This is a genomic window from Arthrobacter sp. AL05 (genome assembly GCF_029960715.1).
In the GTDB taxonomy this organism is placed as follows: domain Bacteria; phylum Actinomycetota; class Actinomycetes; order Actinomycetales; family Micrococcaceae; genus Arthrobacter.
This window is the reverse complement of sequence record NZ_JASBRC010000001.1, coordinates 249,631-270,032: the sequence shown is the minus strand read 5'-3', so window position 1 is coordinate 270,032 and position 20,402 is coordinate 249,631. Positions and strand designations below refer to the sequence as shown.

The window sequence follows — 20,402 nt, the reverse complement described above, 5'->3', positions numbered from 1 at the left end:
AGACTGATCACAGTGCGATCCGGCAGGGGCCGGCCAATCATCGGGAAAAAACGTGAAGCTACCAGGATTCAGCGGTGCCCTGATCATGCCCCTTCCCGGCGAGTCGGTTCGGCGGCAGCCGCGTCGTCGTCGGTGGCGGCCGGCTTAGGGGCGGCGCAGGTCATCGAGCAGGGCTTGCACGTACTCCGGACGCTCGATGTTGGCGAAGTGGCCGCAGTCCGGGACCGTGGCAGGCTGGATATGCGGGATAACGGCGGCCAGCCGGATCAGGTCCGATGCCGGCGTAAAGACATCCCGGTCGCCCCGGAGGGCCAGCACCGGGCAACTGATGCCGCGCCACTGGGAAAAATCGTAGCGGGCCGCGGCCCGGGCAGCCGCCAGGAAGCTGGCCGGTCGGGCGTCCAGGCCCAATCCGCGAATGACCTGCGGGGAGATGGCTGCGGGGTCTGCGAAGAAGGGTGCCAACAGCGGCCGCATGACCGGTGTGGTGCCGACGGCGCGGATCAGTGCGGATCCGGCCGGGCCGAGGGCCGCCATGGCCCGCATCACCGTGAGCATGCCAACAAATGCCGGGAACCGGAACAGGGACCGCAGTGGCCGCCGGGCCGCGCCGGCCACACCGAAGGTGGTGGCCGAGATGGTGGCAACGCTGGCTGTCCGCTCCGGCGACGTCGCGGCAACGTGCAAGGCCAGGAAGCCTCCCATCGAGTGTCCCACCAGGTTCCACCGCTGGTAGCCGAGCGAGTCCAGAACCTCGGTGACGGCGCGTGCCATCGCCTCGATGCTGAATCGCTCCGGCCGGCAGCCGCTCGTGGAATCTCCCCAGCCCGGCAAATCAATGAGCACCCGGTCATGGGCCGGCGCCCGGGAAAGCAGCGGCAGGAACGTCGTCCATGATCCCGCGGCCCCGTGGAGGTAGACATCCGGGGTGCCGGTTGCCGGGCGGAGACCATCGGTGCCGTGCTGGACCCTTACCGTGCAGGGGCCCAGCTCGGTCCCAAGGATGCTCCGCCGCAGCGTCGCGGCCCCCGAGGGAGCGGTTTCCTGCTGAACACTCATCGTCACCTTCTGTTTGTGGTTTCAGAAAGTGATTCGTAGCCGCAGCGGTCCCGGACCGGCGTCACGGCTGCGCCGGCCGCCACCCCGGCTAGGGCAGCCGCGACGGTCGGAGCGCACTCGGGGTGCCCGCCTGCCCGGGATCCAGGGGCACGGGGCTGATCAGCACGGCGGGTCCGCGGTGCAGCAGGCCGTCCGAAAGAGGCTGGCATCTCACCCCGCCGCGCCCGCGCATCGCCGCGTGGGCTCCCGGCGCGAGCATCTGGTCCATCCAGGCGCAGGGGTGGGCAGGCCGCCCGGCCCGGAGCCGCACCAGGTGTCCCCGCGATTCGATGCCGAATTCCCCGCCCAGCAGCGGAGCCAGCTGGGCGCCGCGGAGGACCACATTGCGCCGGGTCAGGAGCGGGTCGAAGGCGCCGGTGCCCAGCTCCGTGGCCATCGCTTCGAGAGCCTCGACCGCCATAAGGGTGACCGCGGCATCCATATGCGCGGCCTTGCCAAAGAACCGGTCGCCGACAATTCCCTTGCCGGTCACCAGCTCGGCACGGTCCGCGTCGGTCGTCGGGACGTCCGCTGCGCCCTCGCGGGCCCGGCCGAAGTAGGCGTGCGCGGGGGACACGAGGAGGTGGAGGACCTCGATGTTGTACCTGTAACTTTCCATCATGGCCTCAAACTATCCTCCCGGGCAGCGGCAGGGCCCCAGTGCCGGCGGCCGGGTCGGCTGCCGCTTTGCGCGGCCCATTGTGGGAGGCGGTGCCGCGTTCACGGCAGCGGCAGGAACAGCACTGTGTAGATTCCCAGGACGGAGAGGACCACAACGCTGCCGGCGATGGCCGCCGCGCCCCTGAAATTCGGTACCATCACGGCTCCTGCGATGCCGCTGGCGTGGTGGTGGTAGCGGCGACGCTGCGTTATGGCGATGCCCAGGGCGACGATCAGGGACGCTGCCACAAGTGTGCCGGCAAACCAGCCATGGTGCGGCACCCAGCGCAGGAAGATGCACGCCGCCGTAATCAGCGTGAACGAGGTCCGCCGCCAGGCAAGGTCCGTACGCTCGGGCTGGAGCCCCGGATCGTTATGCACCGCGGCGGGCCTGGATGTCGCCATGGTTAGGCCGGCCGAACGATCACAAAGACGATCAGCACGGCAGCGACGATGGCGCCGCCGACCGCCAGGAGCGGGGTGAGCAGCGGCGCCGGGAGCGGTTCCTGCAGGCGCATGGCACGTTCGACGTTGAGCCAGCGGAAGAAGGAGCCGCCGCCGGTCAACAGTCCCAGCAGAAGCAGGAGCACGGCCACGGACTTTCGAAGTTCCGGACCGAACAGCGCCGACGTGAACGCTTCGACGGCGATGCCGCCGGCTACCAGCGCCAGCGACGTGCGGATCCAAGCCAGGAACGTGCGCTCGTTAGCCAGCGTGAAACGGGGGTCCGGGTCGGTCCCTCCGCCCAGGGCCCGGGCCAGCAGCCCGCGCCGGCTGCGGTCCGTGCCCGAACCAGCCCCGGCGGCCTCAGAACCGGTCGCGGCTGGGGCGGCGCCGGGAGCCTTGCCGGTGAGGGGAGACGGGCTGGGTGCCTCTTCGTGTGCGGTCATAGTGCCCTCAGGATGTCACCCGGACGGAAAAAGTCCCACTCGGCCGCTCCTGCGGACCCGAAGGATGGTTGGCGGGAGGTGCCGGGCCGAGATTTCCCGGGGACGGCGGTTAACGGCAAGATGTGAGCATGGAGCACACTGACCAGCAGCCCTGGGTGAAGAACTACCAGCCGGGTGTCCCTGCGGAGATTGAATTGCCCACCGAGTCCCTCTCCGCGATGCTGGAGCGGTCCGTGGCTGAGGCAGGGACAGCACCCGCGATGGAGTTTTTCGGCCGCCGCACCAGCTACACCGAACTCGGTGAACAGGTCGACCGGGCCGCCGAGGGGCTGCGGCGGCTTGGTGTCCGCGCCGGCGACCGGGTAGCCCTGATCCTGCCGAACTGCCCGCAGCACGTGGTCGCGTTCTACGCGGTGCTGCGCCTCGGGGCTGTCGTCGTCGAGCACAACCCGCTCTACACCTCGCGGGAACTCCGGCACCAGTTTGAAGACCACCAGGCGCGCGTTGTGATCACCTGGGACAAAGCCGCTGCGGCCATCCGTGACTTCCCGTCCGACATCGAGATCGACCACGTCGTCTCCGTCAACATCCTCGCGGCGTTCCCCGCCGTCAAGCGCTTTGCCCTGCACCTGCCCGTGAAAAAGCTGCGCGAGTCCCGCGACGCGCTGACCGCACCGGCCCCGGGAACGACGCCGTGGAAGGATCTGCTGAGCCACGGCAGGCTGGATCCGGGACATCCCCGCCCCGCTGTGGATGACCTCGCCGCGATCCAGTACACCTCGGGAACCACCGGCCGCCCAAAAGGCGCGATGCTGACGCACTTCAACCTCTACTCCAACGCCTTGCAGGGCGAAGCGTGGATGCATGGGGCGCAGTACCGCAAGGAAGTGTTCTACGCGATCCTGCCCATGTTTCACGCCTTTGGCATGACGCTCTACCTGACCTACGGGATCCGCAAGCAAGGCCTGCTGGTGCTGTTCCCCAAATTCGAGCCGGAGCTGGTCCTGGCTGCGATGAAGAAGTCGCCTGCGACGGTCTACTGTGCGGTGCCGCCGATCTACGAGCGCACAGCGATGGCCGCTAAGGAGAAGGGCATCTCGCTCCGGTCCTGCAAATACTGCATCTCCGGTGCCATGAACCTGCCCGACCATGTGGTGGAACTGTGGGAGTCGGTCTCCGGCGGGCTGCTGGTTGAAGGCTACGGCATGACCGAGTCCTCACCGGTCGCGCTGGGCAACCCCTTCCACCCCACACGCCGCAACGGCACGATTGGCGTGCCGTTCCCATCGACCCTGATGAAGGTCGTCAGCCTGGATGATCCTGCCGTGGAAGTAACGCCGGGCCAGCCGGGGGAGCTGATGCTGAAAGGCCCGCAGGTGTTCCAGGGCTACTGGAACAACCCGGAAGAAACAGCGAAAACACTCACCGCCGATGGGTGGCTGCGAACCGGCGACGTCGTGACCGTGGACGAGGACGGTTTCACCACAGTCGTTGACCGGGCCAAGGAGCTCATCATCACTGGCGGATTCAACGTCTCGCCCACCGAAGCCGAGGCAGTGCTGCGCCTTCATCCGGACGTCAAGGACGCCGCCGTCGTTGGGAAGCCGCTCGAGCGGGGAGGCGAGATGGTGGTTGCCGCCGTCGAACTGGAGCCGGGGGCCACGCTCGACGAGGACGCCCTCCGCGGGCACTGCCGTGAGCACCTGGCGAGCTACAAGGTGCCCAAACGGATCGTTGCCATCCCGGACATGCCGCGGTCGATGCTCGGAAAGATCCTGCGCAAGCAGGTGCGGGAGCAGGTCTTACCGATGCTCTGACCTGCCCCCGCACCGAAGGCTTCCGCGGTCTTAGACGGTGCGCGGAGCCCGGGCCAGGTTCTCTTCCAGCTCGGCGGCATTCTGCCGCTGGCCGTAGGCAGGCCGGTCCCGCTCCACCCGCCAACTCTCGGACAACGGGCCGATATTGACCGTGTCGAAGCCGAATTCGTCATAAAGCCGGGTGACCAGATCCGCAGCCTCGGGAAAATCGCTGGCCGTGGCCAATGCGCGGCGGTTGGGCGTGCCGGCGGGCTCCCCGTCGGTGGTGATCTGCGAGAACATAATGTGGTTGAAGGCCTTGGCCACCTTGGAGGCGGGCAGGTGTTCCTGCAGGAGCCCGGACGTGGTGGCTTCCCCGTTGTCCAGTGCCGGGAAATGGCCGTCCCGTTCCCAGTAGTAGTTGTTTGTGTCGACCACGACCTTGCCCGCCAGCGGCTCCACGGGAACGGACCCAAGGTTTTTGAGCGGTACGGTTACGACGGCGAAGTCGCCCGCCGCTGCTGCCTCGGCCGGGGTCGCGGCCCGGGCGTGCGGGCCGAGTTCCGCGACGAGGTCCGTGAGGGTTTCCGGTCCGCGGGAGTTGCTGATGACGATGTCGTAGCCGAGCTGCACCGCTTTGCGCGCAATCTGGCTGCCAATGTGTCCTGCACCGATGATTCCGATTGTTGTCATGTCAGAGCCAACACCGCACGGGGGCAGGATATTTCGCTCAGCCCAGAAGGTCGTCCTCATAGCACCAGCGCCAGTCCTCACCCGGTTCGATGCTCCGCATGACGGGATGGCCGGTCGCGGTGTAATGCCGGGAGGCGTGGGTTCCGGGCGACGAATCGCAGCACCCCACGGCGCCGCAGCTCAGGCACATTCTGAGGTGGACCGGCGTTGTGCCTTCCCGGACGCACTCCGCGCAAAACGGGTTGCGCGGCGCGCCGGCGTCCGGCGCGGATGCCAGGTGATCGCACACCCCGCCGGGCTGGGCAACTCCCTCGCCACCGCCGCTGGAGAGGTCCAAGTCCTCCGCCGCAGCGTCCAGCATCGATTCCTCAACATCCAACCGGTCCAGGACCGAACTGAGGACCTCATGCGGATACGCGCCGCCGCGCCGCAGTTCCAGTACTTTCGTCCGTTCAGCGTCCAGCATGGCCAGGCGCAGATGCGCATAGCGCTGGCTCGGTGTCGCCGTCTCCGCCGACGGCCGGCCGAGCCGTTCCCAGGCGGCCAGCCCGCGCTCCTGGGTGCGGCGCTTAAGCATTGCCATGACTTCCGGAGGATCGTTCTCGGTGCCGATTTCCGCCAGCCGTTCCACCCCGGCTGCCGTGGCCAGCTGCATCAGGGACGCCTGATTCAGGGCATCTTCGCGCTGGTCCGGACCTTGGACCCCCAGCAGCCGGACCAGCGCGGGAAGGGTAAAGCCCTGCAACGCCAGGGTTCCGCCGACCACCACCATGGCCGCAAGCACCAGGACTGACCGGTGTTCCAGGTCCGCCGGCAGCACCAGCACGGCGGCGAGCGTAACAACACCGCGCATACCTGCCCAGGAGACGATGGCTGCATGTTGCCACGGCGGGGACGGATCCTTCCGGCGGATGGCAGGAATCAGCCGGGGCAGGTAGGTTACCGGGAACACCCAGACCGGACGGAGCAGCAGCACTGCCAGCAGAATCACGGCACAGCCTGCCCAGATCCGGGATGCCCCCAGTGAATCGCCCTGGACTCCGTCAATGATGGTCCGAACCTGGAGGCCGATCAGCAAGAACACGGAATTCTCGAGCAGGAACTGGGCCGTGTGCCAGTTGCTGCGCTGGCTCAGCCGCGCGGCGCCGTTGGGCATGGACGGCGACTTTGTGCCCATCACCAGGCCGGCGACGACGACGGAGAGGACGCCGGAGGCGTGGATCGCCTCCGCCGGGAGGTACGCGACAAACGGTGCCATCAGCGAAATGGAGGTGTTGATTGCGACGTTTCGGGTCCGTTTGCGCACTTGCGTCAGGACGTAAGCCGCTGCCAGCCCGGCCACCAGTCCGCCGCCGGCCGCGAGCAGAAACCCGCCGGCCACCTGCGCGGCGGAGACGGTTCCCGCAATGGCGGCGATAGCCGCCCGGAGACAGACCAAGGCGGTCGCGTCATTGACCAGCGACTCGCCTTCCAGGATCGTAACGATCCGGCGGGGCATGCCCACCTTGCGCGCGATCGCAGTGGCGGCGACGGCGTCCGGTGGCGCGACGACGGCGCCCAGGGCAATCGCTGCAGCGAGCGGAATCTCGGGGAACAGCCACCAGACAACGAAGCCCACGGCGAGCGTGCCAAAGATGACATAGCCGACCGAAAGCAGGCCGATGGCCCGCCGGTTGGAGCCAAAATCGAACAGCGAGGTCTGCAGGGCCGCGGCGTACAGCAGGGGCGGCAGCAACCCCACCAGGACAAGTTCGGGGTTCAGTTCGATGTCCGGTACGAACGGCAGGAAAGATCCGATCACTCCCGCCAGCACCAGTAACAGCGGAACGGACACATTGATTTTCCGGCCCAGTGCGCTGCCCGCGCAAACCACCGACACAAGCGCAATCAGTCCAAGAGCAACGTCCATGGAGCCATTCTGTCAGGCGCCGCCGGGGGAGAGCCTAGGTTTGGTGCCAGTCCTGCTCGAAGTCAGGGTGGTCGATGTACGGCAGGGCGAGGGCGTTCAGTGAGCGCTCCATCCATTCGAGGGACTGCGGGATCCAGCCGGCGTCCTGAGCCGGGGCGCTGACCAGGGCTGCAAGTGCCGCCTGGCGGGCTGATTCCACGATTCGGATCAGGCGTTTTTTCGCCTCGCATTCGAGCAAGAGGCGCTGTTCGTACCAGGCGCCGGATTGCGAGACGGTCCGGTCGCCGAGGAGGGTCCGCGCCACGGCCTCGTCCTCGCTGATCCGCTCAGACAAAAATTCGACAATGTCCACATCGTGAGCGTACGCGCCGTCCTTGGCCGGCAACCAGCCCCGCCCGCCGAGGCAGCTAGTTACCTGCCGGGTGGCCGGTGTCCCCGGGGCCGACGAAGCGGCACGAACCCTGATGCCGTTCGGGCAGGACGCACGTCCGGCCCGAGGGCAGGTGCACGTTGCCGCAACGGCCGGTCATGGCTACGTCCTCGCGAATGTGCGAGCTGCTGGCATCTGGCCGGTCCTGGCTGGGGTTCCCATTCGGGGGGCCACTGGGTGGATTGCCTTCTGGACTGTTCATATCTGCAGCTCCTTGGAGAGTATGCCGTGCCGGATGGGTCCGTCTCTCGAAAGGGGCGGCAAGACCAGCCTCGCACCCCCGGATTAACTCCGGGTTACCATTCGGGAAGGTGCGGGTCTCCTGGCGGGCGACGGGACCAGGTCCGGCAAAGGCGTATATTTCACAGTGAAGAGACATTGGATTTACCCGGCCAAGATGAGGTACGCCACGATGGTGCTAGGTGTAGCGCAAAACGGTGATCGGATGGACGGTACACGCGGAATTTCTCCGATCAGCGCGGCGGCACTTGCCGTCCGGCTCGGTGACATCGCCCGCGCGCTCCAGCACGAGGACGACCCCGAGTCCATGCTGGCCGGCGTGGTGCACGCGGCCCTGGAACTGGTGCCGCACGCGGCCGAGGCTTCGGTCAGTCTCGTCTCGCCCGGCCGGAAGATTGACTCGCGTGCCGCTTCCAGCGATCTTCCGCGCCGGGTGGATGCGCTCCAGAGCGAGACCGGGCAGGGGCCGTGCCTGGACGCCTCCTATGACAAACGGGTTGTCAGCGTTCCAGACCTCAGCACGGACCAGCGCTGGCCGGATTTCTCCGCGGCGGCCTTCAAGCTCGGGGCGAGAAGTATGCTCTCCTTCCAGCTATTTGTGAACGGAAACCACCTCGGAGCCCTAAACCTCTTTGGTCGGGAGGCTGGCGCCTTCGACGCCGAATCGGAGCGGATCGGGGCAATGGTGGCAGCCCATGCGGCAGTGGCGCTGGCCGGTAGCCAGCAGGTCAGCCAGCTCACCCAGGCCCTTGACACCCGGGACCTGATTGGACAGGCCAAGGGAATCCTGATGGAGCGCTATAAGATCACTGCCCAGCAGGCCTTCCTGCTCCTTTCGCGGGCCAGTTCGGAGTTGAACATCAAGCTGCGCGACGTCGCCGAGAATTTAACCGTCAGCGGGGAAATGGCAAGCAAGGGCTGAGACCGGCCGGGCCGCAATCACCCCGCAGGACGCTCACCGCGCCGGGGCTGTGTGCCGTGGAGCTAGGAGTCGTAGTTTTCCACTTGATTGGTGGGGCGGGGCTGCGCCTCATCCGGATCTTCGCCATACTGCCGCTTGGCCCGGCGCTGGCGCAGCAGGTCCCAACACTGGTCAAGGTCCTCTTCGATGCCCTTGAGGCGGGCATGCTCCGGGCCGTGTTCGTAATCCGCCGAAGATGAGGGCGCCTTCTCGCGGAGAGTCTGCTCTTCTTCCACCAGGGCTGAGATTCGCTTCAGGATGTGTTGTTCGTCCATAACGGCCTTCTTTCGGGTAGCTGTCCTTGTGCCAGAGTAGCGAGGTGTTGGTGGGCTGGCCAGAGGACCGTCGTGTGGTGGTGGTTCATCCGGATGCCCGCCGCCGCCCGGCATCCGCCGCCAGCATAATCAGCTTGCTTATGAGTTTGGGCCTTCTTAGAGTGGATGCCGTAAGGCATTAATCTCTCCGAGTGGAGGACCCGGCCCGTCCGATGGCTGCGTGGACCTCCCCGGATACCAAAGGAGGACCCATGTCAGAACACAACATTTCCGGTAAAAAGGTTGCCTTCCTGCTGACCGACGGCGTGGAGCAGGTGGAACTGACCAGTCCCTGGAACGCCGTCAAGGAGGCCGGCGGCGAGCCCACTCTCGTGGCGCCCGGCCGGGGCAAGCTTCAGGGCTATGACGGCACCGAGAAGGGTCAGGTGTTCGACGTCGACCTCACTGTTGCCGACGCAAACGCTTCCGATTTCCACGCCTTGGTGATCCCCGGCGGCGTCGTTAACGCGGACAACCTTCGGGTCGACAAGGACGCCCAGGCCTTCACTCGGGCATTCTTTGAGCAGCATAAGCCGGTGGCCTCGATTTGCCACGGGCCGTGGTTGTTGATCGACGCCGGCGTCGTGCGCGGCCGCAATGTCACGTCCTTCCACACACTCCAGAGCGACCTGAAAAACGCCGGCGCCAATTGGAGCGACCAGGAAGTGGTGGTGGACCAGGGCCTCGTGACCAGCCGGAACCCGGACGACCTCCCGGCTTTTAACGACAAGCTGCTCGAAGAGATCGCAGAGGGCGAGCACGCCGGACAGACCGCGTAGCCGGCGCCGCTCCACCAGGACAGCGTAGGGGGTTCGCTCGCTCTGCAAACGGCAGTGTTCACCCCTACCCTCAGGGACCGATTTGCGGGATGATATGGCTGCACCGCGCACCGGCCTCCGCCGCCCCAACCCTCCCTGTACTGGCCGGATCCAAGCTGCTAGGAGTCCTGGACATGACCACGTTGAACCCCTACCTGAGCTTTCGCGACAACGCGAAGGAAGCCATGACGTTTTACCAGTCCGTGTTTGGCGGTGAACTGACCATAAGCACTTTCGGCGACTACCAGATGAGTGAGAACGCCGGCGAGCAGGACAAAATCATGCACGCCATGCTGACCGCGGGAAACGGCATGGTGCTAATGGGGGCTGACACGCCGGAAGCGATGGGCTACAAGCCGGGCAGCAGCATTTCGGTCTCACTCAGCGGTTCCGACGAGACCGAATTGCGCGGCTACTTCGACCGTCTTGCCGACGGCGGAGCGGTGACGGTGCCGATGGAGAAGTCTCCGTGGGGAGACGTCTTTGGAATGTGCACGGATAAGTACGGGACCGACTGGCTCGTCAACGTCGGCTCCGAGCCGGGACAGGCGCCGGCCGAATCTTAGGCCACCTGCCGCCCCGCCCCTCTGGCGGGGGCGTCGGGACGGGCGTATGCTCGCGCCATGGGACAGGATCCGGTGGTAGCAAACCCCTCGCTGTACCGGGTCATTTTCGAAAACGACCGGGTCCGAGTCCTCGAGTACCGCGACGTGCCCGGCGATAAGACAGTGCCCCACGGGCACCCGGACAGCGTGATGGTCACACTGAGTTCCTTCCGCCGGAGGCTCTCCGGCCAAGGTGGCGACGTCGACGTCGAAATCCCCGCCGGGGCGGCCCGCTGGCTCGCCGCGCAGGACCATTCCGGCGAGAACACCGGGGACACGGAAACCCACACCGTCTTCATTGAACTCAAAGAACCACCGCCCGGGAAGAATCCGGATGACGGGGTACCGCCGCCGCTCGGCCCATCAGGGAGCTAGCCGGCACCCGGGCCGCTGACCGCCCCAGGCTGATGCCCCGGCTACCGTCTCCGCGCGGCCGAGGGTATCCTGTATACGGCCGTTACTCCCCGTTCGAGACACCTTTCCGGCCAAGAGAGGCATGCCATGACTGAGAAGTTACACCTCACCCCGGAGGATGAATTCCCCGAGGACCTCAGCGCAGTGGCGGACAAGGACTTGCAGGTCCTTGACAGCCAAGTTCAGCGGCAGCTGGACTACGAATACGTGGCTGAGGGCGAACCGAATCCGGAGACCGAATTCAGGCATTACGACCTCGATGAGGAGTTCAGCGAACGGGACAAGCGGCAAGGCTGAGGCGTGCTGCCTGGACGCTTACCCGACGCTGGCACGGGGCAAAAAACTAAGACGGCGTGGAAACGAAAAATGCAAAGCGGAGGCTGGCCCGCACCCGTTCAGGTTGAGGCCGCAGGCCATCTGGGCCACGTGTTCGCGTCCAGTACCCCGGCCCGGGCGGGGGCGCCGCGCACCGCCGTTGTGCTGATCCACGGTATCGGCGTCTCGCACCGCTATTTCACCCGGCTCCAGGGTTTGCTGGCGGAATCCGTTGACACCTACGCGATAGACCTTCCCGGTTTCGGAGCGACACCGCGTCCGGAGCGCACCCTCTCCGTTGAGGACCAGGCCACCTACATCCTGGGTGCCCTCGAACAGCTCGGCGTCCTGGAGTTTGTGCTCGTCGGGCACTCGATGGGCGCGCAGTTCGCCACGGCTGCGGCCCTGCAGCAGCCCCACCGGATCGCCCAGCTGGTCCTGATGGGGCCGGTAGTTGATTCGAAACGGCGGACCGTGCTGCAGCAGGCCCTGGCGCTCAGCCGGGACAGCCTGTTTTACGAAAGCCCGTCCTCGAACGCCCTTGTCCTCACGGACTATTTCCGGTGCGGCGCCAGCTGGTACCTGAAAACGCTGCGCGTCATGATGGACTATCCGACGGAAAAGCGCATCCCCGGGGTCACTGCGCCGGTCCTTGTGATCCGCGGTGCCGACGACCCCGTGGCCTCCGTAGACTGGTGCCGCCGGTTGGCCGGACGCGCAGCGAACGGGCAGCTGCTGGAAATCGAAGGCGCCGGGCATGTGGTGCAGCACAACCGATCCGAGGACGTGGCGGCAGCCATCCTGGACTTCGCCGGGATCCGCCGTCCGGCAGAGGAAGTTCACCCGGGGCGCCCCGGATGAGCGGGGTCCTGCAGCGGGTCCAATGGTGGATCCAGGACTACCTTTACGCCGCCGGCCGGCAAGTCCGGAGCGCAGCTTCCCGGACCGGGCCGGAGGATTTCCTCAGCGGGACGGCCCGGCCCGTCGTTGTGATTCCCGGAATCTACGAGGACTGGCGCTTTATGCTGCCGCTGGTCCGGCGGCTTCACAAGGCAGGACATCCGGTGCATGTGCTGGCCCTGCTGCACCGGAACCGGCTTCCCGTGCCCAGGGCCGCGGATGCGATTGCCGGCTACATCCGGGATCGTGACCTCTCCGACGCTATGATCGTCGCCCACAGCAAAGGCGGACTGATCGGTAAATTCGTGATGATGCAGCTGGACCCCGACCGCAGGATCACGGGTATGGTGGCGGTCTGCTCGCCGTTCTCCGGCTCGCGCTACGCCTCGTTTATGCTGCTGCCGAGCCTGCGCGCCTTTTCGCCCCGGAATGCCGTGACCCTGCAGCTGTCCAGGGAGGAACGCGTGAACGAGCGCATCACCTCGGTCTACGGGCTGTTTGATCCGCATATCCCAGAAGGCAGTGTGCTTCCCGGCGCCCGGAACATCCGGCTGGACACCGCCGGCCACTTCAGGATCCTGGCTCACGAGGACACAATCCGCACTGTCCTGGACATAACAGCCGCGCCGGGGCCGGCACTAGCGGTCCGCCCCCGGGAGGCAGGGGGTTAGTCTGTCAATGGACTTATCAAATTCCGGACCCCGGACTGACCTTTCAGGGGCTTTCAGCATGCCACTTCCCAGGGCATCTCCCGAGCCGGCGGGATCGCCGCACGTTGCCGACGGCGTTCCCCCGGAGCTCTTGGTGCGGGCGCTCTCAGCCACCTCCGAGATCTCCCTGATCACGGACTCGGCTCAGAGAATCATGCATGCCAGCCGCTCCTTCAGTGCTATTACCGGCTACGCGGAGGCCGAGGTGCTGGGAAACAACTGCCGGATCCTCCAAGGTCCGGGCACCGCACCCGAGACCGCCAAGGCCATCCGCGACGCCTTGTTCCGCGGTGAGCAGTTCCGGGGCGACATCCTCAACTACCGCAAGGACGGCTCGCCGTTCTGGAACGCCCTGACCGTCACCCCGCTCTTGGATGAGGACGGCCAGGTTACCCACTTCGTCAGCGTGCAGCGCGATATCAACGCCCGGATGGCAATGCACGAACAGCTCCGGTTCCAGGCCACCCACGACCAGCTGACCGGCCTGCCTAACCGCACCGCCTTGGACGCCCACCTTGCCAAAGTGCTGGACCCCGACGATGGCGTCAGGCCGGCCGTCGCCCTCGGGCTGATCGACCTGGACCGGTTCAAGGACGTAAACAACGCCGTCGGTCACAGTGCCGGTGACGCGATCCTGGCAGCTTGGGGCGCCCGGATGCAGGCTCTCCTCCAGCCCTCGGAGTTCCTGGCGCGGATGGGAGGCGACGAATTTGTCCTCGTAGTGGAGTACGCGGCCGGCGATGACACCGCCGTGGCGCTCGACGGGGTGCTCAAACGCCTCGGCCGCAGCGTTGAAGAAAGTTTTGCGGCGGCCGGCGAAAGGATTTCCCTGACCATGAGCGCGGGACTGGCGTCATCGCCCCGCAACGGCACGGAAACGCGCACCTTGCTGCGCGGCGCCTACGCCGCCCTTAACGTTGCCAAAACCCGTGCCGGCGGACCGGAGAGCTGGTGGGAACTGGTCGCGGACGCAGCCGACGGCCGCGGGGCTCCCGGAACCCTGCCGGGCACGCGAGCCCCCGGCGGCATGCCGGTGCAACCGGGCGCCGGCAGCAGCCCCGTGAACCTCTTGAAGGAACGGCTGTTCGGCGGCGGGTTGGAAATGTTTATGCAGCCGGCCGTGGACCTCGGCGCCGGCAGCGTCTACCTCTTCGAGGCCCTCGCCCGGCTGAGGCTGGCGGATGGCAGCGTATTGCCGCCGGCAGCGTTCCTCCAGTACCTGAGCGAGGCGGAGACCGACAGGCTGTTCCTGCTTGGACTGGACCAGGCGTTGGCCTGCCTCCCGGCCTGGGACGGGGAGGGACTTTCCGCGAAGGTCTCCGTTAATATTGCGCCATCGACCCTGTTGGATCCGGACTGCCCGACGTTTGTTGAAGAGTCGCTTCAGCGGCACGGGATCGCGCCGCAGCGGCTTGTCCTGGAACTGCTCGAAACCGGAACGACGGACTGGGACGCGGTGCACGCTCCGCTGAGCAGGCTGGTCCAGCTGGGTGTAGGCCTTGCAATGGACGATTTGGGAGCTGGCTACAGCAGCCTGAAGCGGCTGTCCATGCTGCCGTTCACGGCGGTCAAGATTGACCGGGACATGCTCAGCGGACTGCGTACCAGTCCGCTGGAATCACTCAGCCTAATCGCCACGCTGGTGCAAATCGGACGGGATTTTGGCATGACGGTCGTAGCCGAAGGCCTTGAGGATCTTGGGATGACCGAGGCGGCGGCCGTGATGGGCGCGGGGTACGGCCAGGGCTACCACCTTGCCCGCCCGATGCCTGCTTCCGAGGTACCCGAATGGACCGCGGAGTTCGAATCGCGGGAATACCCCCACCAGGTCCGGACGGCTCTGGGGGCGCTGGCATACCACTGGAAATTCCTGCGCCTCGGTTCCCCGCACCCGCACAAGATTGAGGACTGTCCCTTCACGGGATACCTTGCCGCCCGCAGCGGGCGCCCGGACGACGTCGACCGCTGGCATGCCCAGCAGCACAGGGCCGGCAGCAGCTCCGGTGCCAGCCGGATGATCGTGGATTGGCTGGTCCGGGAGATCCGGCGCGGAGCCTAAACCTCGAAATGCGTCCTGGCCGGACCCTTGCCGAGCGACTCCACGACTCTAGCCGCCACAGCATGCAGCTTAACGTTGCGCGCACTGGAAGCAGCCTTGAGCAGTTCGAAGGCCTCAGCTTGGCTGCAGCGGTTCTGGGCCATGATGATACCGACCGCGACGTCGATCCCGGTCCGTGTTTCCAGGGTCGCCTTGAGGTTCGCGGCAGTGTCGCTGAAGTGCGCAAAACGTACCGCCAGCCGCAACGCCAGGGAAGTCTGGCTGACGAAGTCCTGGGCCAGGTCCATCGCCCTGCCATCGAACCTTCCGGACCTGTGTGAATACAGGTTGAGCGCGGCCCGCGTGTCGCCGTCGAGCAGGAAGGGCAACGCCAGGATGGACCGGACCCCGTGGCCGCGCATGGTCATGGCGTACCGGGGCCAGCGCCCGCACTCCTCGAGATCCCTGATATGCACGGTTTCCTGTTCCCGCGAGGCGGTCACGCACGGGCCGTCACCGAAGGCGTACTGGATTTCGTCCATGGACTGGGCGGCCGGACTGCTGCTGGCGACCGTCGCTGCCTTCCGCTGCCGGAAAAGGGTAATTCCGCAGAGAATCTCGTCTCCGGGCTCCGAAAGGCTGCGCGCGGAGATCCGCGCCAATTCGCGCAGGAACTCCTCCACGTCGGAGCTGTGAAGCACCAATTCATGCAGGTGCTGGTGGGTTGAAGTTTCGTCAATTGAAGCTGCGGTCGATTCGCTGGCCACTGCCGTGCCGTTTCACTCAGGTCAACACGATCCGGACGGTCTGCGCCCCACGTGCAGCGGAGCGGCTGTGGCGGATGCAGGCGGCGGGATCGCAGAACAATCCAACGGCTTGCTGCAAAACCGTACCGGGAAATTATATACAGCAGGTGCCCGCATCCCTGACCGCGCCCGCCACCGTCGGGGCCCGCAACGGCAAGCTCCCGGACGTACCCTTGGACATAACCCGACGTTGGAACGGAAGCTCCATGCCAGATCTCGATATCCGGGAACCGCGTTCCCTGCCACTCACCATTGCAGACGCCGCCCACCGGCCGGTGGAAGAGGTCCTGGCGCAGCTGGGAGCAGGCGTGAACGGCCTGAGCAGCACCGAGGCCGCCCGGCGGCTCGAGTCGCTGGGACCGAACGCGTTACGCACCCACCAGGCCAGCGGATGGTCAGTTCTGGCCCGTCAACTGCGCAGCCCCATCCTGATCCTGCTGCTTGTCACCGCCGGGCTCTCCCTGTTCCTTGGCGACGCCACGAACTCGATCGTGATCGGTGTCATCCTGCTGGTCAGCGTCGGTCTCGGGTTCAGCAATGAATTCCGGGCCGAACGCGCCGCGGAGGCCCTGCACTCCCGTGTCACCCACCGTGCCGTTGTAGTCCGCGACGCAACCGTGCAGGAAGTGAACGTCACCGCCCTGGTGCCGGGCGACATTGTGCACCTGGCTTTGGGCGCGATCATCCCCGCCGATATCCGGCTGCTGAGCGCCAAGGACCTGCTGTGCGATGAAAGCATCCTGACCGGGGAATCGATGCCTGTCGCCAAAGACCCTGCCCCGGTCCCCGGCGCGGCGGCGCTGGGGGACCTGACCTCATGCCTGTTTATGGGGACCGTGATCCAGGCCGGTAACTGTACCGGTGCGGTGGTCGCCACCGGCGGGCGGGCCGAATTTGGCCGGATCGCCCTGGGCCTCGGCGAAAGGCAGCCCCAGACCGAATTCCAGCTGGGCCTCCAGCGCTTTTCCTACCTGTTGCTCCAGGTCGCGATCGGCCTCACATCCCTGATCTTCATCGCAAACCTGCTCCTGCAACGGCCGTTAATCGAGTCGCTGCTGTTCTCACTAGCGATCGCCGTCGGGATCACGCCGCAGCTGCTGCCAGCCATTGTGAGCACGAGCCTTGCCACCGGAACCCAGCAGCTGGCCAAACGCAAGGTGCTTGTCAAACGCCTGGTCTGCATCGAGGACCTTGGCGACATGGACGTTTTGGTCACGGACAAGACCGGAACCCTGACGGAGGGCCGGATCAGCTTCACCGCCGCCCTGCCCGCCGGCACCGGCATCACCGCCGGTGAGCTGCTGACCCTGGGGCTGCTTGCCACCGAAGCCGACTACACCGAAGCCCAGGCCTCACCGGTGGGCCTGAATCCGTTGGACGCCGCGCTGTGGGCATCCGCAGGGGGCGCTGACTTCGCGCCCGCCCGGTACAAGCGCCTCGACGTTATCGACTTCGACCATCTGCGGCGCCGGACCAGCATACTGGTCAGCGAAGCCGGCGCCGCGCCCCGCATCGTCACCAAGGGATCCCCCGAAGACGTCCTGGCGCTCTGCGGGGATATCCCGGCCAGTGTCCAGGCGATGCTGGACGAACAGTTCAACGCCGGCTCACGGGTGGTTGCTGTCGCCACCCGAGCGGCTGTCGGACTGACGGCTATCGGTCCCGCCGACGAAAAGGACTTGGTTCTCGCCGGTTTCCTCATCTTCCTGGACCGGCCCAAGGCCGCCGCGCGCGCCTCCCTGGACAGGCTCGCGGAACTCGGCATTACTGTCAAAATCGCCACGGGCGACAACGCCAAGGTGGCGGAGAAAGTCTGCGACGAACTCGGGGTCCCCTCCGGCGGAACACTCACCGGCGCCGAAGTCGAGGCCATGTCCGATCCGGAACTGGCCTCTGCCGCGCGTGAGGCCAGCATCTTCGCCCGCGTCTCGCCCGAACAGAAGGCCCGGATCATCAGGCTGCTGCGGCGCAGCGGCGGGTCGGTCGGATTTATGGGCGACGGCGTCAACGACGCGCTGGCGCTGCACGCGGCGGACATCGGCATCTCTGTCGACAGCGCCACCGACGTAGCGAAGGATGCCGCCGACGTTGTGCTGCTGGACAAGGACCTGGGCGTTCTGGCCGAAGGAGTGATGGAAGGCCGGCGGATCTTCGCCAACACCATCAAATACGTCCTGATGGGCACCTCCAGCAACTTCGGCAACATGTTCAGCGCCGCAACGGCCTCGGTGGTGCTGAGCTTCCTGCCGATGCTGCCGGGGCAGATCCTGCTGAACAACCTGCTCTACGACGCCGGCCAGCTCGCCATCCCGGGGGACCGGGTGGACAAGGACCAACTCGTGGCGCCGTCGCGCTGGGATATCGGCTTTATCCGGCGCTTTATGTTCGTCTTCGGCCCGATCAGTTCGCTGTTCGACTTTGCCACATTCGCCCTGATGCTGTTCGTCTTTGATGCCGTTCCCGGCGAATTCCGCGCCGGCTGGTTTATCGAATCCATCGTCACGCAGACACTGATCATCTTTGTCATCCGCACCCGGCGGGTGCCTTTCTTCCGCAGCCGGCCGTCGCTGGGCCTGGTCGGCGCCTCCCTGGGCGTGGTGGCAGTCGGCGTTTACCTGCCGCTCTCGCCGCTGGCCGGCGTGCTTGGGTTCGACCCGCTGCCCGTCCCCTTTTTTCTCGCCTTGCTGGGCATGGGGGCCGTGTACCTGGTACTGGTTGAAATGGCCAAACTCTGGTTTTATGCCCGCGCCGCCCTGCAGCGACCGCCCACGCCTGTTGGGGTGCGGCGCCGCGGCCGGACCCACCGCATCGCCCGCCGGGCTGCACGCTTCAGCATCGCAACTGCGGGCCCCTTGCTCCACAACCGGGGACCGGGGCGCCGGCGCGGCCGAATCCGGGCCCAAAGGCCCTCACACCCAGGGCGCTCCTGACAGATAGTGGGAGGAACGGCCAACCGGCTAGTTTCCCAGCCCGCGGAGTGCACACCGTGATGAGGCGCCGGTGGACGTCCCGATTGGAAAGCCGCACTGATGAGCATCTTCGAAGACAGGGTCGACGCCGGCCGGCAGCTGGGAAGGCGGCTCGCGGATCTGCGGGGCCAGGACATCGTGGTCCTGGGCCTGCCCCGCGGCGGAGTCCCGGTGGCCGCGGAAGTCGCCGCCGCCCTCGATGCACCCCTTGACGTGATTGTGGTTCGGAAGCTGGGCCTTCCCTACCAGCCGGAGCTTGCCATGGGAGCGGTCGGGGAGGGCGGCGCCCGGGTGCTCGAAGACCACGTGCTGGCCCACGCCCGGGTCAGTGACGCGGAACTGCGGGCCGTTGAAGACCACGAGCGGGCGGTGCTCGAGAGCAGGGTGGCCCGGTTCCGGAAGGGCAGGACCCGGCAGGACCTTACCGGGCGTATCGCGGTGATCGTCGACGACGGCATCGCTACCGGGTCCACCGCCAGGGTCGCCTGCATGATCGCCCGGAAGCTTGGGGCCGCGAGGGTGGTCCTGGCCGTCCCGGTCGCCCCCGCCGACACCCTCCGGACCCTGACCGAGCCCGACGAGCTGATCTGCCTCGCCACACCGCAGCAGTTCTCCGCGGTGGGATACCACTACCGCGATTTCTCCCCCACCGAAGACGATGAGGTGGTGCAACTGCTCGACGCCGCAGCCAAGCGACTGCACAATTCCCCGCCGGCGTCCCGCACGCCGGAGGGGACCAGCATGGCAGCCGCCACGGAGTTCGATGCGGAAGTCGAAATCCCGTCGCGCGGGGTTCGACTCCAGGGCCACCTGCACCTGCCGGTCCCGTCCCGTGCCGTGGTGCTGTTCGCGCACGGCAGCGGCAGCAGCCGGCACAGCCCGCGGAACCGGTTCGTGGCCGGGGTGCTCCAGCAGGCGGGACTCGGCACCTTGCTGCTTGACCTGCTGACCCCGGTGGAGGAACGAAACCGCGCCAACGTCTTTGACATCGAGCTGCTGGCCCGCCGGCTGTCCTCGGCCACGGACTGGCTCGCCGGCCGGCAGGACACGGCGTCCTGCCCGCTTGGCTATTTCGGGGCCAGCACGGGTGCAGGGGCTGCGCTTTGGGCCGCCTCCGAACCAACCGCCAGGATCGGCGCCGTCGTATCCCGCGGGGGCCGGCCCGATCTGGCCGGGCCCCGGCTCTCCGCGGTCCGGGCGCCCACCCTCCTGATTGTCGGAAGCTACGACTCCGGAGTGCTGGCGCTCAACCGCAAAGCGAAGTCCATGATGCGCTGTCCGAACCAGTTGGCCGTCGTGCAGGGCGCCACCCACCTTTTTGAAGAACCCGGTACGCTGGCCGCGGCTGCCATCCTCGCCAGGGACTGGTTCGTCGAGTACCTGCTGCCAACCGAAACCAAAACCCCGGGAGCCACCGAATGAGCTACACCTACACTGCCGTCGTGCCGCTGAACTGGGAAGACACTGTGGCAAAGACACGTGCCGTGCTCGCCACCCAGGGCTTTGGGATACTCTCGGAAATCGATGTGCGTGCCACCTTCGCCGCTAAACTCGGCGCGGACGCAGCGGAAGCCCTGGGGGACTACGTCATCCTCGGAGCCTGCAATCCGGTGCTCGCGAGCAAGGCGCTGGCCGCGGAGCCGGAAATGGGGGCATTGCTGCCCTGCAACGTGGTGGTGCGCCGCGGGACCGGGGCCACCGCGACGACTGTCGATGCCATCGACCCGCAAACCATGGTCCAGCTCAGCGCTACCCCGGCAGTCCGCGACGTTGCGGACGACGCCGGCACCCGCCTGCGTGCGGCCATAGCCGAACTGGCAGGAGAACGCTGATACG

The 20,402-nt window shown here is 66.5% G+C and carries 21 protein-coding genes; 12 read left to right on the top strand and 9 right to left on the bottom strand.

Annotated features, from left to right (window positions below):
- Nucleotides 1-144: 144 nt before the first annotated feature.
- From QK287_RS01295 to QK287_RS01280, 4 genes are all read right to left on the bottom strand, one after another.
- Nucleotides 145-1,059: an alpha/beta hydrolase gene (locus tag QK287_RS01295; RefSeq protein WP_226775404.1), complete on the bottom strand. Its 915-nt coding sequence runs from the start codon at nt 1,057-1,059 to the stop codon at nt 145-147.
- 88 nt (nt 1,060-1,147) lie between these two features.
- A complete protein-coding gene (locus tag QK287_RS01290; protein ID WP_282358782.1) occupies nt 1,148-1,720 on the bottom strand; it encodes a molybdenum cofactor biosysynthesis protein in 573 nt (190 codons plus the stop codon).
- 98 nt (nt 1,721-1,818) lie between these two features.
- Nucleotides 1,819-2,163 carry a DUF202 domain-containing protein gene (locus QK287_RS01285; protein ID WP_226775406.1) on the bottom strand — a complete coding sequence of 115 codons (345 nt, stop codon included), beginning with the start codon at nt 2,161-2,163 and terminating at the stop codon, nt 1,819-1,821.
- Between the two features lie 2 nt (nt 2,164-2,165).
- The gene (locus QK287_RS01280; RefSeq protein ID WP_282358779.1) at nt 2,166-2,648 is read right to left on the bottom strand and encodes a DUF202 domain-containing protein; all 483 of its coding nucleotides are present in this window, start codon (nt 2,646-2,648) and stop codon (nt 2,166-2,168) included.
- 128 nt (nt 2,649-2,776) lie between these two features.
- On the opposite strand from QK287_RS01280, the gene QK287_RS01275 reads away from it, so the two are divergent.
- On the top strand, nt 2,777-4,465 hold the full coding sequence (locus QK287_RS01275) for a long-chain-fatty-acid--CoA ligase (RefSeq protein ID WP_282358777.1): 1,689 nt from the start codon (nt 2,777-2,779) through the stop codon (nt 4,463-4,465).
- 30 nt (nt 4,466-4,495) lie between these two features.
- On the opposite strand, the gene QK287_RS01270 is transcribed toward QK287_RS01275, so the two are convergent.
- The 3 genes from QK287_RS01270 to QK287_RS01260 are packed head-to-tail and all read right to left on the bottom strand — an operon-like array spanning nt 4,496 to nt 7,398.
- A complete protein-coding gene (locus QK287_RS01270) occupies nt 4,496-5,197 on the bottom strand; it encodes an NAD(P)-binding domain-containing protein (protein ID WP_226775408.1) in 702 nt (233 codons plus the stop codon).
- Entirely contained in the window at nt 5,175-7,046 is a 1,872-nt protein-coding gene (locus tag QK287_RS01265; RefSeq protein WP_226775409.1) for a Na+/H+ antiporter, read from the bottom strand. Before QK287_RS01265 ends, QK287_RS01270 begins: the two co-directional genes overlap by 23 nt.
- Nucleotides 7,047-7,080: 34 nt before the next feature.
- The gene (locus tag QK287_RS01260) at nt 7,081-7,398 is read right to left on the bottom strand and encodes a DUF6221 family protein (protein ID WP_226775410.1); all 318 of its coding nucleotides are present in this window, start codon (nt 7,396-7,398) and stop codon (nt 7,081-7,083) included.
- 523 nt (nt 7,399-7,921) lie between these two features.
- Here QK287_RS01260 and QK287_RS01255 point away from each other — a divergent pair.
- Complete coding sequence (locus tag QK287_RS01255) at nt 7,922-8,638, top strand: GAF and ANTAR domain-containing protein (protein WP_226775411.1); 717 nt, start codon at nt 7,922-7,924, stop codon at nt 8,636-8,638.
- 62 nt (nt 8,639-8,700) lie between these two features.
- Here the strand turns inward: QK287_RS01255 and QK287_RS01250 are convergent, their stop codons facing one another.
- Entirely contained in the window at nt 8,701-8,952 is a 252-nt protein-coding gene (locus QK287_RS01250; RefSeq protein WP_226775412.1) for a DUF2630 family protein, read from the bottom strand.
- A gap of 251 nt (nt 8,953-9,203) precedes the next feature.
- On the opposite strand from QK287_RS01250, the gene QK287_RS01245 reads away from it, so the two are divergent.
- The 7 genes from QK287_RS01245 to QK287_RS01215 all read left to right on the top strand — a co-directional run bounded on the left by QK287_RS01245 (nt 9,204) and on the right by QK287_RS01215 (nt 14,812).
- Nucleotides 9,204-9,770, top strand: coding sequence for a type 1 glutamine amidotransferase domain-containing protein (locus tag QK287_RS01245; protein ID WP_226775413.1), 567 nt, complete (start codon nt 9,204-9,206; stop codon nt 9,768-9,770).
- Between the two features lie 173 nt (nt 9,771-9,943).
- Complete coding sequence (locus QK287_RS01240) at nt 9,944-10,375, top strand: VOC family protein (protein WP_282358771.1); 432 nt, start codon at nt 9,944-9,946, stop codon at nt 10,373-10,375.
- Nucleotides 10,376-10,432: 57 nt separating this feature from the next.
- Entirely contained in the window at nt 10,433-10,789 is a 357-nt protein-coding gene (locus tag QK287_RS01235; RefSeq protein ID WP_226775415.1) for a cytoplasmic protein, read from the top strand.
- 126 nt (nt 10,790-10,915) lie between these two features.
- Nucleotides 10,916-11,125: a hypothetical protein gene (locus tag QK287_RS01230; protein WP_226775416.1), complete on the top strand. Its 210-nt coding sequence runs from the start codon at nt 10,916-10,918 to the stop codon at nt 11,123-11,125.
- Nucleotides 11,126-11,194: 69 nt separating this feature from the next.
- On the top strand, nt 11,195-12,004 hold the full coding sequence (locus QK287_RS01225) for an alpha/beta hydrolase (protein WP_282358767.1): 810 nt from the start codon (nt 11,195-11,197) through the stop codon (nt 12,002-12,004).
- Nucleotides 12,001-12,714: an alpha/beta hydrolase gene (locus tag QK287_RS01220; protein ID WP_282358766.1), complete on the top strand. Its 714-nt coding sequence runs from the start codon at nt 12,001-12,003 to the stop codon at nt 12,712-12,714. Before QK287_RS01225 ends, QK287_RS01220 begins: the two co-directional genes overlap by 4 nt.
- Nucleotides 12,715-12,772: 58 nt before the next feature.
- Entirely contained in the window at nt 12,773-14,812 is a 2,040-nt protein-coding gene (locus tag QK287_RS01215) for an EAL domain-containing protein (RefSeq protein WP_282358765.1), read from the top strand.
- Here QK287_RS01215 and QK287_RS01210 read toward each other — a convergent pair.
- Nucleotides 14,809-15,558, bottom strand: a complete 750-nt coding sequence (locus tag QK287_RS01210; protein ID WP_282358764.1) for a GAF and ANTAR domain-containing protein — start codon at nt 15,556-15,558, stop codon at nt 14,809-14,811. The genes QK287_RS01215 and QK287_RS01210 overlap by 4 nt on opposite strands.
- Nucleotides 15,559-15,803: 245 nt before the next feature.
- Here QK287_RS01210 and mgtA point away from each other — a divergent pair, with 245 nt between their 5' ends.
- The 3 genes from mgtA (at nt 15,804) to QK287_RS01195 (ending at nt 20,398) form a co-directional block, all read left to right on the top strand.
- Nucleotides 15,804-18,527 (top strand): magnesium-translocating P-type ATPase, encoded by a 2,724-nt coding sequence (gene mgtA, locus QK287_RS01205; RefSeq protein ID WP_282358762.1) that lies wholly within the window; start codon nt 15,804-15,806, stop codon nt 18,525-18,527.
- Between the two features lie 99 nt (nt 18,528-18,626).
- Nucleotides 18,627-19,988: a phosphoribosyltransferase family protein gene (locus QK287_RS01200; protein ID WP_282358760.1), complete on the top strand. Its 1,362-nt coding sequence runs from the start codon at nt 18,627-18,629 to the stop codon at nt 19,986-19,988.
- Nucleotides 19,985-20,398 carry a DUF302 domain-containing protein gene (locus QK287_RS01195; RefSeq protein ID WP_282358759.1) on the top strand — a complete coding sequence of 138 codons (414 nt, stop codon included), beginning with the start codon at nt 19,985-19,987 and terminating at the stop codon, nt 20,396-20,398. Before QK287_RS01200 ends, QK287_RS01195 begins: the two co-directional genes overlap by 4 nt.
- Nucleotides 20,399-20,402: the final 4 nt, after the last annotated feature.